This is a genomic window from Streptomyces sp. NBC_00287, from assembly GCF_036173105.1.
Lineage (GTDB): Bacteria > Actinomycetota > Actinomycetes > Streptomycetales > Streptomycetaceae > Streptomyces.
Genome location: NZ_CP108053.1, coordinates 6,481,327 through 6,498,168, shown reverse-complemented (window position 1 = coordinate 6,498,168; position 16,842 = coordinate 6,481,327). Strand labels below are relative to the sequence as shown.

General features: G+C 69.1%; 9 protein-coding genes. 8 read left to right on the top strand and 1 reads right to left on the bottom strand.

Going from position 1 to position 16,842, the window contains the following annotated elements:
- Window positions 1–6: 6 nt before the first annotated feature.
- The 5 genes from OHT76_RS29780 to OHT76_RS29760 all read left to right on the top strand — a co-directional run bounded on the left by OHT76_RS29780 (window position 7) and on the right by OHT76_RS29760 (window position 8,384).
- Window positions 7–1,788 (top strand): ABC transporter ATP-binding protein, encoded by a 1,782-nt coding sequence (locus tag OHT76_RS29780; RefSeq protein WP_328873936.1) that lies wholly within the window; start codon window positions 7–9, stop codon window positions 1,786–1,788.
- Entirely contained in the window at window positions 1,785–3,626 is a 1,842-nt protein-coding gene (locus OHT76_RS29775) for an ABC transporter ATP-binding protein (RefSeq protein WP_328873935.1), read from the top strand. Before OHT76_RS29780 ends, OHT76_RS29775 begins: the two co-directional genes overlap by 4 nt.
- A 278-nt stretch (window positions 3,627–3,904) precedes the next feature.
- Complete coding sequence (locus OHT76_RS29770; RefSeq protein WP_328873934.1) at window positions 3,905–5,953, top strand: M4 family metallopeptidase; 2,049 nt, start codon at window positions 3,905–3,907, stop codon at window positions 5,951–5,953.
- Between the two features lie 205 nt (window positions 5,954–6,158).
- Entirely contained in the window at window positions 6,159–7,799 is a 1,641-nt protein-coding gene (locus OHT76_RS29765; protein ID WP_328873933.1) for a M4 family metallopeptidase, read from the top strand.
- A 69-nt stretch (window positions 7,800–7,868) separates the two neighbouring features.
- Window positions 7,869–8,384: a DUF1990 domain-containing protein gene (locus OHT76_RS29760; RefSeq protein ID WP_328873932.1), complete on the top strand. Its 516-nt coding sequence runs from the start codon at window positions 7,869–7,871 to the stop codon at window positions 8,382–8,384.
- 18 nt (window positions 8,385–8,402) lie between these two features.
- On the opposite strand, the gene OHT76_RS29755 is transcribed toward OHT76_RS29760, so the two are convergent.
- Window positions 8,403–11,021, bottom strand: a complete 2,619-nt coding sequence (locus OHT76_RS29755; protein WP_328873931.1) for a glycosyltransferase family 1 protein — start codon at window positions 11,019–11,021, stop codon at window positions 8,403–8,405.
- A 548-nt stretch (window positions 11,022–11,569) separates the two neighbouring features.
- Between OHT76_RS29755 and OHT76_RS29750 the strand changes: the two genes are divergently transcribed.
- The 3 genes from OHT76_RS29750 to treS all read left to right on the top strand — a co-directional run bounded on the left by OHT76_RS29750 (window position 11,570) and on the right by treS (window position 16,791).
- Window positions 11,570–12,772: a S8 family peptidase gene (locus OHT76_RS29750; protein WP_328873930.1), complete on the top strand. Its 1,203-nt coding sequence runs from the start codon at window positions 11,570–11,572 to the stop codon at window positions 12,770–12,772.
- 237 nt (window positions 12,773–13,009) lie between these two features.
- Entirely contained in the window at window positions 13,010–15,094 is a 2,085-nt protein-coding gene (locus tag OHT76_RS29745; RefSeq protein ID WP_328873929.1) for an alpha-1,4-glucan--maltose-1-phosphate maltosyltransferase, read from the top strand.
- Window positions 15,091–16,791: a maltose alpha-D-glucosyltransferase gene (gene treS / locus OHT76_RS29740; protein WP_328873928.1), complete on the top strand. Its 1,701-nt coding sequence runs from the start codon at window positions 15,091–15,093 to the stop codon at window positions 16,789–16,791. Before OHT76_RS29745 ends, treS begins: the two co-directional genes overlap by 4 nt.
- Window positions 16,792–16,842: the final 51 nt, after the last annotated feature.

The window sequence follows — 16,842 nt, the reverse complement described above, 5'->3', positions numbered from 1 at the left end:
CTGCTGATGTCGACGACACCTGCACCCGCCCAGGAACGCTCCGCCGTCAGAACCCTTCTTCGCCTGTGGCCGTATGTCCGGCCCGTGCGGGCACGGCTGTTCACCGCCGCGTTCGTGGCGATTCTCGCCTCGTGCATGGGGCTGGTGATTCCGCTCGTGCTCAAGTGGATGGTGGACGGGCCGGTCTCGGAGCGGGATCCCGCCGGGGTGTGGCTCGGGGCGCTGTTTCTGCTGTTGCTCGGGCTCGCGGAGGCGTTGCTCTTCGGGTTGCGGCGGTGGCTGGTGGCCCGGCCGTTGTCGCATGTCGAGGCGGAGATGCGGGCGGGGCTGTACCGGCATCTGCAGCGACTGCCGGTCGCCTTCCATGACCGGTGGGCCTCGGGGCAGTTGCTGTCCCGGGCGACCACCGATCTGATGCTGCTGCGGATGTTTCTCGCGTTTCCACTGACCTTCCTGCTGGTCAACGGCGTCACGATTCTCGTCGGCGTGAGCATCATGCTGCTTCAGGACTGGACGCTGGGTCTGGTGATCCTCGGGCCCGCCATGCCGGTGATGCTGATGTGCGTGGTCTTCGAGAAGCGGTACGCCGAGGTGGCGCGGCGCGCGCAGGATCAGGTCGGGGATCTGACGACCGTCGTCGAGGAGAGCGTGCTCGGGATCCGGATCATCAAGGGGTTCGGGCGCCATCGGAGTCAGGCGCGGGCGTTCCGGGAGCTGTCGTGGACGCTGCGGGGGACGGAGCTGCGGAAGGCTCGGCTGCTGGCCGTCATCTGGGCGGTGATCGTGACGTTGCCCGAGGCGGCTGTCGGGGCGGCGTTGGTGGTGGGGTGTGTGCAGGTCGCGGACGGTCAGCTGTCGGCGGGCACCTTGGTCGCGTTTCTCTCTACGGCGCTTGCTCTTCGGTGGCCTGTGGAGTCGATCGGGTTCTTGCTGGCGATGAGTCAGGAGGCGGCGACGGCGACTGAGCGGTACTTCGAGGTGATGGACGAGGCGCCGGAGTCACAGGTACGCGAGTCCGACCGCCCCGCAGGTACCCGGGCGGTTCAACAAGGGCTTCTCTTCGACAGCGTCTCCTTCCGCTACCCCGACGCCCCTCCCGACTCCCCACCCGTCCTCGATCGCATCGACCTCCACATCCTCCCCGGCGAATCCATGGCCCTCGTCGGGGCCACCGGAAGCGGGAAGACCACCCTCACCGCGCTCGTCCCCCGCCTTCACGAGGTGTCCTCCGGGCGGATCACGCTCGACGGGGAGGACATCATGGGCATGTCCCGGGAGGAGCTGCGGACCAAGGTGGCCGTCGCCTTCGAGGAGCCCACGCTGTTCTCCGCGTCCGTCGGGGAGAATGTCCTCATGGGCGCCGACGACAGCGCCGGAGCCCCCGAGCTGGAGCGCGCCCTCTCCGTCGCTCAGGCCGATTTCGCGCACACGCTGCCGCAGGGCACCGACACCCAGGTCGGCGAGCAGGGGCTGAGCCTCTCCGGAGGACAGCGGCAGCGGCTGGCGCTCGCCAGGGCCGTCGTAGGGCGGCCGCGGTTTCTAGTGCTCGACGATCCGCTCTCCGCGCTCGATGTGCATACCGAGGCCGCCGTGGAGGCCGCCCTGCGGGAGGTGCTCGCGGAGACCACCGCGCTGATCGTGGCGCACCGGCCGTCCACCGTTCTGCTCGCCGACCGGGTCGCGCTGCTGTCCGGTGGGCGGATCGTCGCGGTCGGCACACATCACGAACTGCTGCGCACGAACGCCGAGTACGCCCATCTGATGTCCGGAGCGGAGGCCCACGGATGACCGCGCCCACCATCACCGCCCCGCCGAAGGACAGGCCCGAGGACACCGGCGACCCCTTCGACCGGGACGTCCTGCCCACTTCCCCGGGCGCCACCGGCACCCTGCTGCGTTCGCTGCTCGCGCCGATGAAGGCGCGGGTCGCGCTCACCACCTTGCTGCTGCTCGTCCAGCAGGCGGCCGTGCAGGCGGGCCCGCTGCTGGTGGCGTACGCCATCGACGAGGCCGTACCGGCGTTCCGCGCGGACGACCACGGCCCGCTGATCGCGGTGGCCGTCGGCTATCTGCTCTGCGCGGCGGCCTCCGGCGCCCTCCAGTACGCGTTCATCATCGCCTCGGCCCGCGTCAACCAGGATGTGCTGCTGGATCTGCGCGGCCGGATCTTCCGGCACGCGCAGGCGCTGAGCCTCGACTTCCACGAGCGATATACGAGCGGCCGGCTGATCTCCCGGTCCACCACGGACGTCGAGTCGCTGCGGGAGCTGCTCAGCGAGGGGCTCCAGGAACTCGTCACCGTCATCCTGTCGTTCGTCTACATCTCCGCGATGCTGCTCTGGCTCGACCTCGGGCTCGGGGCGCTCGCGGTGGCCTCCTTCGTGCCGCTGTATCTGCTGATGCGCAGCTATCAGCGGCGGGCCGGGCGGGTGTACCGGGTGCGGTCCACCGCCATCGCCGCGGTGATCGTGAAATTCGTGGAGACGATGAACGGCATCCGGCCGGTGCGCGCGTTCCGCCGCGAGGCCGTGAACGACGCCGACTTCGCCGTACTGAACAAGCGGCACGAGCGGACCAACGGGGACGCGCTGCTGGAGATGGCCCGATACGTCATCGGCTCGCGGCTGGTCGCCAACACGGCCGTCGCGGGCATCGTGCTGTGGGGCGCCTACCGGGTCGCGGGCGGCACGCTGGCGCTCGGGGTGCTGGCGGCGGCGGTGCTGTATCTGCGGCGGCTGTACGACCCGATCGACCGGCTCGGCATGTTCCTGAACTCCTACCAGTCGGCGTACGCGTCCCTGGACAAGATCGCGGGGCTGCTGGCGCAGACGCCGTCCGTGCCCGAACCGTCAACGCCCAAGCAGCTCCCGGCACTTGAGTCCGAGCACCCGGGCCGCGAGGTCGTCTTCGACGGGGTGCGGTTCGCCTATCGCACCGGCGGCGAGGTGCTGCCCACCTTCGACCTCACCCTTCCGGCCGGACAGACCGTCGCGGTGGTCGGCTCGACCGGCGCCGGCAAGTCGACGCTCGCGAAGCTGCTGGCCCGCTTCTACGACCCCTCCGACGGCCGGGTGCTGCTGGACGGGGTCGATCTGCGCGAGCTGTCCGTGCCCGAACTGCGGCGCGGGGTGGTGATGGTGACGCAGGAGGCTTTCCTGTTCTCCGGCACGGTCGCCGAGAACATCGCCCTCGGGCGCCCCGACGCGACCCGGGAGGAGATCGAGCGGGCCGCGAAAGCGATCGGCGCGCACGAGTTCATCAGCGCCCTGCCCGACGGCTACGACACGGACGTACGCAAGCGGGGCGGCCGTATCTCGGCAGGGCAGCGCCAACTCGTCGCGTTCGCCCGGGCGTTGCTCGCGGATCCGGCGGTGCTGATCCTCGACGAGGCGACCAGCTCGCTGGACATCCCCGGCGAACGGGCGGTGCAGCGCGCGATGGCGACCGTGCTGCACGGCCGTACGGCGGTGGTGATCGCGCACCGGCTGTCCACCGTGGAGATCGCGGACCGGGTGCTGGTCATGGAGCACGGGCGGATCGTCGAGGACGGCTCGCCCGCCGAACTCATCGCGGGGACCGGGCGGTTCGCGGATCTGCACCGGGCGTGGCGGGACAGTCTGGCGTAGGCCCGAAGCACAAGATCCCTAAGCGTTCGTATAACGAACATGAATTCCCGGACAACGAACGATTTCCGGCCAACTTTCTGACGCGCCCCTGACAGGAGGGGCGATCTCCTGCCACTCTTCCCACGGCCGCTTCACAGCAACCCCATACCTTCTCACCGCTGTGCCCGGCCGTCGCTCCCGCACGTCGTTCTGCGTACCGCTAGCTCTGCCCGGCCGGCCCACCCGCCGGACGGTCTCCCCTGGCCGCGCGATCCGCGGCCGCGCAGAAGGAGTCAGTTTTGAGAAGCAGTTCCTCAGACAGACGCACCTCCCACAGATCCAGCACCCGTCGGGCCGCCGCAGTCGCCCTCGTCGGTGTGTCCGCCCTGATCGCCGCGGCCGTCCAGTCGGGCGCCGCCACCGCAGCCCCGGAGAAGGCACCGTCGGCCGCGGGAAAGGTCATACCGGGCGCCGAGTCGGTCAAGCTCACCCCCGCCCAGCGCGCCGCGCTGATCCGCACGGCCAACGCCACCAAGGCGGACACCGCCGAGGAACTCGGCCTCGGCGCCAAGGAGAAGCTGGTCGTCCGTGACGTCCTCAAGGACGGCAACGGCACGATCCACACCCGCTACGAGCGCACCTACGACGGACTGCCCGTCCTCGGCGGCGACCTCGTCGTCAAGAGCACCAAGGCGGACGCCACCGCGGCCGTCGTGAAGGCCACCAAGAAGGCGATCGAGCCGGCCACCACCAGGGCCGCCGTATCCGCCGCGAAGGCCGAGCGGCAGGCCCTGGCCGCGGCGGAGGCCGAGGACGCCAAGAAGGCGGACGTCAACCGGGCGCCCCGCAAGGTGATCTGGGCGGCGAGCGGCACCCCGAAGGTGGCGTTCGAGACGGTCGTCGGCGGCCTCCAGCACGACGGCACCCCGCAGGAGCTGCATGTCGTCACCGACGCCACCACGGGCGAGAAGCTGTACGAGTGGGAGGCGATCGAGACCGGCACCGGCAACACGGTCTACAGCGGCACGGTGACGCTCGGGACCACGCAGTCCGGCTCGACCTACAACCTCACCGACGGCGCGCGCGGCAACCACAAGACGTACAACCTCAACCGCGGCACCTCCGGCACCGGCACGCTCTTCTCCGGACCGGACGACGTGTGGGGCAACGGCACCCCGTCCAACCTGGAGTCGGCCGCCGCCGACGCGCACTACGGCGCCGCGCTGACCTGGGACTACTACAAGAACGTGCACGGGCGCAGCGGTATCCGCGGCGACGGCGTCGGCGCGTACTCCCGGGTCCACTACGGGAACAACTACGTCAACGCGTTCTGGTCCGACAGCTGCTTCTGCATGACGTACGGCGACGGCTCGGGCAACGCCAACCCGCTGACCTCGATCGACGTGGCCGCGCACGAGATGACCCACGGTCTCACCTCCAACACCGCGGGCCTGGTCTACAGCGGCGAGTCCGGCGGTCTGAACGAGGCGACCTCCGACATCTTCGGCTCGACCGTCGAGTTCTACGCCAACAACTCCTCCGACGTCGGTGACTACCTCATCGGCGAGGAGATCAACATCAACGGCGACGGCACGCCGCTGCGTTACATGGACGAGCCGGACAAGGACGGCTCGTCGTACGACAACTGGTTCTCCGGGATCGGTAACCAGGACGTGCACTACTCGTCGGGCCCCGCCAACCACTTCTTCTACCTGCTGAGCGAGGGCAGCGGCGCCAAGACCATCAACGGTGTCAGCTACAACTCGCCCACCGCGGACGGCCTCGCGGTCACCGGCATCGGCCGGGACAAGGCGGAGAAGATCTGGTTCCGCGCGCTGACCACGAAGTTCACCTCCAACACCAACTACGCGGGCGCCCGCACCGGCACCCTCGCGGCGGCCGGTGAGCTCTACGGCACCACCAGCCCCGAGTACCTGGCCGTGCAGCACGCCTGGGCGGGCGTCGCGGTCGGCGCGCGTCCCGGTGGCGGGGGCGGCGGCACCTCCTTCGAGAACACCGCCGATGTGTCGATCCCGGACAACGGTGCCGCGGTCACCTCGTCGATCACCGTCTCCGGGCGGACCGGCAACGCTCCGTCGAACCTCGCGGTGGCGGTCGACATCGTCCACACCTACGTCGGTGACCTCCAGGTCCAGCTGGTCGCCCCCGACGGCACGGCGTACACGATGAAGGCGTACGGCACCGGCGGCAGTTCGGACAACCTCAACACCACGTACACCGTGAACGCCTCCTCCGAGGTCGCCAACGGTGTCTGGCGGTTGAGGGTCCAGGACAACGCGGCCATCGACACCGGCTACATCAACAGCTGGAAGCTGACGTTCCCGTAGGACGTCCCGCTCCCCTGTGAACAGGGCGCCGTCCCGGTGGTTCAACTCCCCGGGACGGCGCCCGCTTTACATTTCTGAAACGTTCACCGGACAGTCGACTTTCGGTCAACATCGTTTAGGGGTCCTGACATGTACGCGCCTCTGGTGTCACTCTCTCCTCACCCGCCGCACAACTTCCCAGCCCTCCCCCACATAAGGAGCTTGTGTGACCCCCCTCTACGCGCGTCACAAGCGCACCACCCTGGCCATCGCCACCGCGATCGCGGCCGGAGCCCTCCTCACCACCGGTCTGAGCACCGGCGCTTCCGCGAAGGCCGAACCGGCCGACGCCACGCCCGTGCAGTTGACCGCCGCCGCCCGCACCGCCCTCATCAAGCAGGCGGCAGCCGAAGCGCCCACCACGGCCGACGAGATAGGCCTCGGCGCCAAGGAGAAGCTGGTCGTCAAGGACGTCATCAAGGACGCCGACGGCGCGACCCACACGCGCTACGAGCGCACCTACGCAGGCCTCCCCGTCCTCGGCGGCGATCTCATCGTCCACGAGACCGCGTCCGGCAAGACCGAGGGCGTCACCAAGGCGACCAAGGCCGCCGTCAAGGTCGCCGACCTCACCGCGGACGTCACCAAGGCGAGCGCCGAGAAGCAGGCCCTGAAGGCCGCCAAGGCGGAGGGCTCCACCAAGTCCGCCGCCGACAAGGCCCCGCGCAAGGTCGTCTGGGCCGCGAGCGGCACCCCCACCCTGGCCTACGAGACGGTCGTCGGAGGCTTCCAGCACGACGGCACCCCGCAGGAGCTGCACGTCATCACCGACGCGCAGACCGGCAAGAAGCTGTACGAGTGGGAGGCCGTCCAGACCGGCTCCGGCAACAGCCAGTACAGCGGCACGGTGACCATCGGCACCTCGCTGTCGGGCTCGACGTACCAGCTGAACGACGCCACGCGCGGCGCCCACAAGACGTACAACAAGGCCCGTGCCACCTCCTCCTCGGCGGGCACGCTGTTCACCGACGCGGACGACACGTGGGGCACCGGAGCGGCATCGAGCTCCTCGACCTCGCAGACCGCTGCCGTGGACGCCCACTACGGCGCCCAGGTCACCTGGGACTTCTACAAGAACGTCCTCGGCCGCAACGGCATCAAGAACAACGGCGTCGCCGCCTACTCCCGGGTCCACTACGGCAACGCCTACGTCAACGCCTTCTGGTCCGACAGCTGCTTCTGCATGACGTACGGCGACGGCGAGGGCAACACCAAGCCGCTGACCTCCCTGGACGTGGCGGGCCACGAGATGACGCACGGCGTCACCTCCAACACCGCCGGGCTCAACTACTCGGGTGAGTCGGGTGGCCTGAACGAGGCAACCTCGGACATCTTCGGCACGGCGGTGGAGTTCTACGCCGCCAACACCAAGGACGTCGGCGACTACCTCATCGGCGAGAAGATCGACATCAACGGCGACGGCACCCCGCTGCGCTACATGGACCAGCCCAGCAAGGACGGCTCGTCCGCGAACTACTGGTCGTCCTCGCTGGCGGGCCTGGACGTGCACTACTCGTCCGGCCCGGCGAACCACTTCTTCTTCATCCTGTCCGAGGGCAGCGGCGCCAAGACGATCAACGGCGTCAGCTACAACTCGCCCACGTACAACGGCTCCACGGTCACCGGCATCGGCCGCGACAAGGCGGTCAAGATCTGGTACAAGGCGCTGACCGAGTACATGACCTCGACCACCAACTACAAGGGTGCCCGCACCGCGACCCTGAGCGCGGCCTCGGCCCTGTACGGCTCGGGCAGCACCGAGTACAACGCGGTGGCCGCGGCCTGGACGGCCGTCAACGTCAGCTGACCGACACAGCATTGACGGGCGGCACCCGGGGCGAAGGCATTCCCGGGTGCCGCCCTACGCTTGGGAGCTATGTCCTCCACGGTCTTCACGTACGACGACGTCGGCGCCACGCGGGAAACCGACTTCTGCCCGCCCGGCTTCCACCAGCTGCATGTACGCACCCGCATCGGAGAGGGCCACGAGGTCTTCCGCAGCGCGGCCGAGGCCGTGCTGACCTGGGACATGCACCGGGCGATGGGCGTCGGCATCGACGCCTCGGCGGAACGGGCGGCGCCCGGCGTGGACGTCACGGTCACCTTGGCCGGCGTCATCAAGGCACCGTGCCGGGTGGTCTGGACGGTGGAGGAACACCGCCGCGCGGGCTGGGCGTACGGCACGCTGACCGGCCACCCGGAGTGCGGCGAGGAGTCGTTCATCGTGGACCGCACCGGGGACGGCACCGTGTGGCTGACGGTGCACGCCTTCAGTCGGGGCGCGAAGTGGTACGCGAAGGCGGGCGGGCCCGCGACACGGGGGCTGCAGAACGCGTACGCGCGGCGGTGCGGGGTCGTGCTGCGGAGGATGTGCGGGGGCGACACCGAGTGACGCCCCCGCGGCAGTGCCTCAGCGCATGAGGACCCCGGCGCCCTCCACCACATCCTGCGAAGGCGCGGTCACAAGACCCAGCTCCGCGCTGGACGCCAGCAGCCGGTGCGCCGGAAGGATCCGTACCGTATAGCCGTACGGACCTGTCCGGTCCAGGGACAGCGGGCCCTCGTACACCCACCGTCCGTCCAGGTCGGGCCCGCCCGTCGGCTTGAGCGGGACCGTCGCCGCGTCCGTGATGCGGTCCTCGGCGTCGACCCGCCCCGAGACCGCCTGGACCTCCACGTCGTCGGGGACGAGATCGCCGAGGCCGACGCGGACCCTGAGGCTCAGGGTCGTGCCCAGTTCCGCCGTCGTCGTGGCGACCGAGGTCTCCACATGGTCGACCGACACCCCGTGCCAGGCACCCCGCACCTTCGCCTTCCACGTCGCCAGTTCACTCGCGGACTCCGCGTCCATCGAGCGATGGGCCAGCGCGGCCGGGGTGTAGAGACGCTCGACGTACTCCCGGACCATCCGTCCGGCCAGCACCTTCGGGCCGAGCAGGGTGAGGGTCTGGCGGACCATCTCGATCCAGCGGTCGGGCAGCCCGCCCTGCCCCTGCTCGTAGAACCGCGGGGTCACCCGCTGTTCCAGCAGGTCGTACAGCGCCGCCGCCTCGATGTCGTCCCGGCGGTCCACGTCCGTCGCCGAGCCGTCCGCCGTGGGGATCGCCCAGCCGAAGTCCGGCTGGAACCACTCGTCCCACCAGCCGTCCATGACCGACAGATTGAGACAGCCGTTGAGGGCGGCCTTCATCCCGCTCGTCCCGCACGCCTCCAGCGGGCGGAGCGGATTGTTCAGCCAGATGTCGCAGCCCGGGTACAGCTTCTGCGCCATCGCCATGCCGTAGTCCGGCAGGAAGACGATCCGGTGGCGCACCCGCGGATCGTCCGCGAACCGCACCAGATCCTGGATGAGCCGCTTGCCCCCGTCGTCCGCCGGGTGCGCCTTGCCCGCCACCACGATCTGGATCGGGTGCTCGGGGTGCAGCAGCAGATCCATCAGCCGGTCACGGTCGCGCAGCATCAGGGTGAGGCGCTTGTACGACGGGACGCGGCGGGCAAAGCCGATGGTGAGGACATCGGGGTCGAGCACCCCGTCGATCCACCCCAACTCCGCGCTGCCCGCGCCGCGTTGCCGCCACGACGCCCGCAGCCGCTCGCGCACCTCCACCACCAGCTGCTCACGCAGCACCCGGCGCAGCTCCCAGATCTCCTGGTCGGGGATGTCCGCCACCGCGTCCCAGCGGTCCGAGCCGCCGACGGTGAGCGCGTCCTCGGTGCGCTGGGCGCCGATCTGCTTGGCGCCCAGCCGGAACACCTCGGGGGCGACCCAGGTCGGGGCGTGGACGCCGTTGGTGACCGAGGTGATCGGCACCTCGTCCGCGTCGAATCCCGGCCACAGACCGGAGAACATCTCCCGGCTGACGTTCCCGTGCAGCAGCGAGACACCGTTGGCGCGCTGGCCCAGGCGCAGGCCCATCACCGCCATGTTGAAGAGGTTCGGCTCGCCTCCGGCGTAGGTCTCCATGCCGAGCTGGAGGATCCGCTCGACATCGATGCGCGGGAGTTCGGCGTCGGGGCCGAAGTGGCGGGCGACCAGCTCACGGTCGAAGCGGTCGATGCCGGCGGGGACAGGTGTGTGGGTGGTGAAGACGGTCCCGGCGCGCACCGCCTCCAGACCGGAGTCGAAGTCCAGCCCCCGGTCGCAGAGTTCGGCGATCCGCTCCAGGCCGAGGAAGCCCGCGTGCCCCTCGTTGGTGTGGAAGACCTCGGGCTCCGCATGGCCCGTCAGCCGGCAGTACGTCCGTACCGCCCGAACACCTCCTATGCCGAGCAGCATCTCCTGGAGCAGCCGGTGTTCGCTGCCGCCGCCGTAGAGCCGGTCGGTCACCCCGCGTTCGCCGAGGTCGTTCTCCTCCACGTCGGAGTCGAGGAGCAGCAGCGGGACCCTGCCGACCTGGGCCAGCCAGACCCGGGCGTGCAGGGAGCGGCCGCCGGGCAGGGCGAGGGAGACCTGGGTGGGGGTGCCGTCGGTCTCCCTGAGCAACCCGACGGGCAGCTCGTTGGGGTCGAGCACCGGGTAGTGCTCCTGCTGCCAGCCGTCCCTCGAAAGGGTCTGCCGGAAGTAGCCGTGCCGGTACAGCAGCCCCACTCCGATGAGCGGCACCCCGAGATCGCTGGCCGCCTTCAGATGGTCGCCGGCCAGGATGCCGAGGCCGCCGGAGTACTGCGGCAGGGCGGCGGTGATGCCGAACTCGGGGGAGAAATAGGCGACGGCGGCGGGGAGTTCGGAGGACTGGCCCTGGTACCAGCGGTCACCGGAGACATAGTCGGCCAGATCGTCGGCGACCGCGGTCAGCCGGCGCAGGAAGCGGCGGTCCTCGGCCAGCTCGGCCAGCCTGCCGGGCGGCACACTGCCCAGGAGCCGTACGGGATCACCGTCCGAGGAGGCCCAGCGTTCGGGATCGACGGACTGGAAGAGGTCGCGGGTCTCCGCATGCCAGGACCAGCGCAGATTGCGCGCCAGGTCGCTGAGCGGCCGGAGGGGTTCGGGGAGAACGGGACGGACGGTGAATCGACGGATCGCCTTCACCTGATGCCTCCGAGGGTGCCTCGCGTGATCGGGTAAGATGCCTGCAGTGCGTTGCGAGAACCAAGCACGCGCTAACTCCTTGACGTTGACGTCAACCGGGCAGGTTCCGACCCGGCTGGTGCTGATCGCGTAAGACTCGATCGCTCACTGAGCGGCCGGGCGGCGTGAGCCAGGAATCCCCTCGTTTTCGAGTGGGAGGGTTCAAATTCCACCTCGGCAGGCATGTGGTGAGATTCAGGGCGCACGCCGATGTGCGCCCTGTCACCCACGACGGTATCGGTACCAGTCTCCTCTCACCACGGCGCCTTTCCCCGCGCGTCCACCGAAGCTGGAGCGCTCTTCGACCCGCAGTGGACGCACACTCCGCCCGAAAAGCGCCGCAACCTTCACCCGTCCGCCATCGGCGATATGGCCGATTCCGCCCCTGTAGGCGTCCTTGTGGCGACTTCGCCCACCACGAGAGGCTGCTTGAGGCGTACCGGCCCGTGCCGGATGCAGCTGGCGAACAACGGCCGCCGGACGCCGAGTTGAGGAGGGGGAACCGAAGCATGGCACGGACGCGCATACGGCGTCTGCGCTGGGCGGGGGGCCTGACCGCGGTGACCTGTGCCGCGGCACTTTCGGCCATCAGCCCGCCCGCGCACGCCGCACCGGAAGGGCGGATACTCGGCGCCGGTCAGCCCGGCTCCGTCAGCGGCAGCTACCTGGTGACACTCGAGGGGGGAACACAGGCTCCGTCGGCGGCCGGAAAAGGCCTCGCCGAGAAGTACGGGGCGAAAATCAGCCACACCTACGGCACGGTGCTCAACGGCTACGCGATCAGGGCGAGCGAAAGACAGGCCCGCCAACTCGCGGCCGACCCACGCGTCGCCTCGGTCGTCCAGGACACCAGGGTCACCCTGGACCACACCCAGAAGAACCCCCCGTCCTGGGGTCTCGACCGCATCGACCAGCGGAATCTGCCGCTGAACAACAGCTACACCTGGCCCGAGTCCGCGGGCTCCGGAGTGACGGTGTACGTGATCGACACCGGCATCCGCATCTCGCACAAGGACTTCGGCGGCCGGGCGAGCTACGGCTGGGACTTCGTCGGCGGCGACAAGTCGGCGGGCGACGGAAACGGCCACGGCACGCATGTCGCGGGCACGGTCGCCGGGTCCAAGTACGGCGTCGCCAAGAAGGCGAAGGTGGTCTCCGTCCGGGTCCTCGACAACGCGGGCGCGGGCACCACGGCCCAGGTCATCGCGGGCATCGACTGGGTGACCAGGAACGCAAAGAAGCCCGCGGTCGCCAACGTCAGCCTGGGCGGCACCTACAACGCCCAGCTGAATGCCGCCGTACGCAACTCCGTCGCCTCCGGCGTCACATACACGGTCGCCGCGGGCAACGACGGTCTCCCGGCCGGCCTGTACTCGCCGGCCAGTGTGGGTTCAGCCATCACGGTCGGCGCCACCGACCGCAAGGACGCGAGGGCGAGCTTCTCGAACTTCGGCTCGGCCCTGGACCTGTTCGCCCCGGGTGTCGCGATCACCTCGGCGTCGTACGCGAGCAACACCGCCAAGGCGACCTACTCCGGTACGTCGATGGCGGCGCCGCACGTGGCGGGCGCGGCCGCGCTCTATCTGGCCGACCATCGCAAGGCCTCACCCGCACAGGTGTCCAAGGCGCTCGTCGCGCAGGCGGCTAGCGGAAAGGTCTCCGGGCGCGAGCTCGGCTCACCGAACAAACTGCTGCAGGTACCGGGTTCGTAGTGGCCTGTTCGCGGCCTGTTGAGGGCGTTACGGAAGGATCGGCCCCGTCCGTCTCGGACGGGGCCGGTCTTGTGTGCTGACATACGCGTGAGTAGTTAGCAAAGTGCCGGATTGCCCACCCGAATAGGGTGGGAAGGCTCCTCCGGTACACCTCACAGGCACGCCACAGCAGCACCCCGCAGGACCCACCTCCCCACAGCCATCCGCCCACCCACGTTGACGCGGACAGGAGCGGTCATGCCCGCCACGCACCACTCGTCAGCACCCCCGACGCGCAAGCCCGAAGCACCTCCCGTACGCCGCCCGGCCGCCGCCGGACCGCCCGCCGCGGAGCCACCCTCCACGGACGGCGCCACCGGTGTCGGCCGCATACCAGTCCTCGATGTCCGTCCGTTCGTACAGCGCGGCCGCAAGCCCGCCAAGGCAGTGACCGGCGAGACGTTCGAGGTCTCGGCGACCGTGTTCCGCGAGGGGCACGATGCCGTGGCCGCCAATGTCGTGCTGCGGGATCCCGAGGGCCGCCCCGGCCCGTGGACGCCGATGCGCGAACTGGCGCCGGGCACCGACCGCTGGGGCGCCGAGGTCACCCCCACCGCCGAAGGCCTGTGGACGTACACCGTGGAGGCGTGGGGCGATCCGGTCTCCACCTGGCGCCACCACGCCCAGATCAAGATCCCCGCGGGGATGGACACGGACCTGGTCCTGGAGGAGGGCGCCCGGCTCCATGAACGGGCGGCCACCGAAGTCCCCTCCGAGCAGCGGCAGATCCTGCTCCTCGCGGCCGAACACCTCAGGGACGAGACCCGCCCGGCGACCGCACGCCTGGCCGCGGCCCTGACTCCCCAGGTGGACGCGGTGCTGTCCCGGTATCCGCTGCGGGAGTTCGTGACCGCTTCCGAGCCGCTGCCGCTGCTGGTGGAGCGGGAACGGGCGCTGTACGGCTCGTGGTACGAGTTCTTCCCCCGCTCCGAGGGCACCGCGCAGGTGCCGCACGGCACCTTCCGGACGGCCGCGCGCCGGCTGCCCGCGATCGCCGCGATGGGCTTCGACGTCGTGTACCTGCCGCCGATCCATCCGATCGGCACGACGTTCCGCAAGGGCCGCAACAACACCCTCGACCCCACCCTTGACGATGTCGGCGTGCCCTGGGCGATCGGCTCCCCCGAGGGCGGGCATGATGCCGTCCACCCCGCCCTGGGTACCCTGGAGGACTTCACCTGGTTCGTCGAGCAGGCCCGCGCGCAGGGCCTGGAGGTGGCCCTCGACTTCGCCCTGCAGTGCTCGCCGGACCATCCCTGGGTGGCCAAGCATCCGGAGTGGTTCCACCACCGCCCGGACGGCACCATCGCCTACGCGGAGAATCCGCCGAAGAAGTACCAGGACATCTACCCCATCGCGTTCGACGCGGACCTGGACGGGCTCATCGCGGAGACGCTGCGGGTGCTGCGGCACTGGATGGCCTGCGGGGTGCGGATCTTCAGGGTGGACAATCCGCACACCAAGCCGGTGCTGTTCTGGGAGCGGGTGATCGCGGAGATCAACCGCACCGACCCGGATGTGATCTTCCTGGCCGAGGCGTTCACCCGCCCGGCGATGATGCACACCCTGGCGCAGATCGGTTTCCAGCAGTCGTACACGTACTTCACCTGGCGCAACACCAAGCAGGAGCTGACCGAGTACCTGAGCGAGCTGTCCGGTGAGGCGGCGGCCTATATGCGGCCGAACTTCTTCGCCAACACCCCCGACATCCTGCACGCCTTCCTCCAGCAGGGCGGACGCTCCGCCTTCGAACTGCGCGCGATCCTGGCCGCCACCCTCTCCCCGACCTGGGGCATCTACAGCGGCTACGAGCTGTGCGAGAACACCCCTGCGCGGGAGGGCAGCGAAGAGTACCTGGACTCGGAGAAGTACCAGTTGCGTCCGCGTGACTGGGAAACGGCGGAAACCATCGCTCCACTCATCACCAAGCTGAACGCCGTCCGGCGCACGAGTCCCGCCCTACGGCAGTTGCGTAGTCTCCACTTCCACCATGCCGACAAGGAACAGGTGATCGTCTACTCGAAGCGGTCGGGGTCGAACACGGTTCTGGTGGTCGTCAACCTCGACCCCCACCACACCCAGGAGGCCACGGTCTCGTTGGACATGCCGCAACTCGGCCTGGACTGGCACGAGTCGGTACCGGTGCGCGACGAGCTCACCGGCGAGACCTACCACTGGGGCAGGGCCAATTATGTGCGCCTCGTACCGGGCCGCCGGCCCGCGCACGTCTTCTCGGTTCTGCGACCGTCCACCCCGCAGATCGGAGGGTCACCCACACCATGATCGTCAACGAGCCCGTCCCGGACACCTTCGAGGACACCCCAGCGGGCGACCGGGACCCCGACTGGTTCAAACGTGCAGTCTTCTACGAGGTGCTCGTCCGCTCCTTCCAGGACAGCAACGGCGACGGCGTCGGTGACCTCAAAGGCCTGACCGCCAAGCTCGACTATCTCCAGTGGCTCGGCGTGGACTGCCTGTGGCTGCCCCCGTTCTTCAAGTCCCCGCTGCGGGACGGCGGCTACGACGTCTCCGACTACACCGCCGTACTCCCCGAATTCGGTGACCTCGCCGACTTCGTCGAGTTCGTCGACGCCGCCCACCAGCGCGGTATGCGGGTCATCATCGACTTCGTCATGAACCACACCAGCGATCAGCACCCGTGGTTCCAGGAGTCGAGAAGGGACCCCGAGGGCCCCTACGGCGACTATTACATGTGGGCCGACGACGACAAGCAGTACGCCGACGCGCGGATCATCTTCGTCGACACCGAGGCCTCCAACTGGACCTTCGACCCGGTCCGCAAGCAGTACTTCTTCCACCGGTTCTTCTCCCACCAGCCGGACCTCAACTACGAGAACCCGGCCGTGCAGGAGGAGATGATCTCCGCGCTGCGGTTCTGGCTGGACCTGGGTATCGACGGCTTCCGGCTGGACGCGGTGCCGTACCTCTACGCCCAGGAAGGGACCAACTGCGAAAACCTTCCGGCGGCCCATGAGTTCCTCAAGCGGGTGCGCAAGGAGATCGACGCCCACTATCCGGACACGGTGCTGCTGGCGGAGGCCAACCAGTGGCCGGAGGACGTCGTCGACTACTTCGGCGACTTCCAAAGTGGTGGCGACGAGTGCCACATGGCGTTCCACTTCCCCGTCATGCCACGCATCTTCATGGCCGTGCGCAGGGAGTCTCGCTACCCGGTCTCGGAAATCCTCGCGAAGACCCCGGCCATCCCGTCCGGCTGCCAGTGGGGCATCTTCCTGCGCAACCACGACGAGCTGACCCTGGAAATGGTCACCGACGAGGAACGCGACTACATGTGGGCGGAGTACGCGAAGGACCCCCGCATGCGCGCCAACATCGGCATCCGGCGTCGACTGGCACCCCTGCTGGACAACGACCGCAACCAGATCGAACTCTTCACTGCCCTGCTGCTCTCGCTCCCGGGCTCGCCGATCCTCTACTACGGCGACGAGATCGGCATGGGCGACAACATCTGGCTCGGCGACCGCGACGCCGTCCGCACGCCCATGCAGTGGACGCCGGACAGGAACGCGGGCTTCTCGTCCTGCGATCCGGGCCGGCTGTATCTGCCCACGATCATGGACCCGGTCTACGGCTACCAGGTGACCAACGTCGAGGCGTCGATGTCCTCCCCGTCGTCCCTGCTGCACTGGACCCGGCGCATGATCGAGATCCGTAAGCAGAACCTGGCCTTCGGGCTCGGCTCGTACACCGAACTCCAGTCGTCCAACCCGGCCGTGATCGCGTTCCTTCGGGAGTACGAGGACGATCTCGTCCTGTGCGTGCACAACTTCTCCCGGTTCGCGCAGCCGACCGAGCTGGATCTGCGGAGGTTCAACGGACGGCATCCGGTGGAGCTGTTCGGCGGGGTGCGATTCCCGGCCATCGGTGAGCTGCCGTACTTGCTGACGCTGGCGGGACACGGCTTCTACTGGTTCCGGCTGCGCAAGGAGAACTCCTAGAAGCCCGGCGGGGCGGTTTCCGCCGCCCCGCCCGGGGCACGCATCACTAAC

Bases quoted from the DNA above. Each gene is read 5' to 3' on its own strand.
- OHT76_RS29780 (WP_328873936.1), top strand. From the start codon at position 7: ATGTCGACGACACCTGCACCCGCCCAGGAACGCTCCGCCGTCAGAACC.
- OHT76_RS29775 (WP_328873935.1), top strand. From the start codon at position 1,785: ATGACCGCGCCCACCATCACCGCCCCGCCGAAGGACAGGCCCGAGGAC.
- OHT76_RS29760 (WP_328873932.1), top strand. From the start codon at position 7,869: ATGTCCTCCACGGTCTTCACGTACGACGACGTCGGCGCCACGCGGGAA.
- OHT76_RS29750 (WP_328873930.1), top strand. From the start codon at position 11,570: ATGGCACGGACGCGCATACGGCGTCTGCGCTGGGCGGGGGGCCTGACC.
- OHT76_RS29745 (WP_328873929.1), top strand. From the start codon at position 13,010: ATGCCCGCCACGCACCACTCGTCAGCACCCCCGACGCGCAAGCCCGAA.
- treS (WP_328873928.1), top strand. From the start codon at position 15,091: ATGATCGTCAACGAGCCCGTCCCGGACACCTTCGAGGACACCCCAGCG.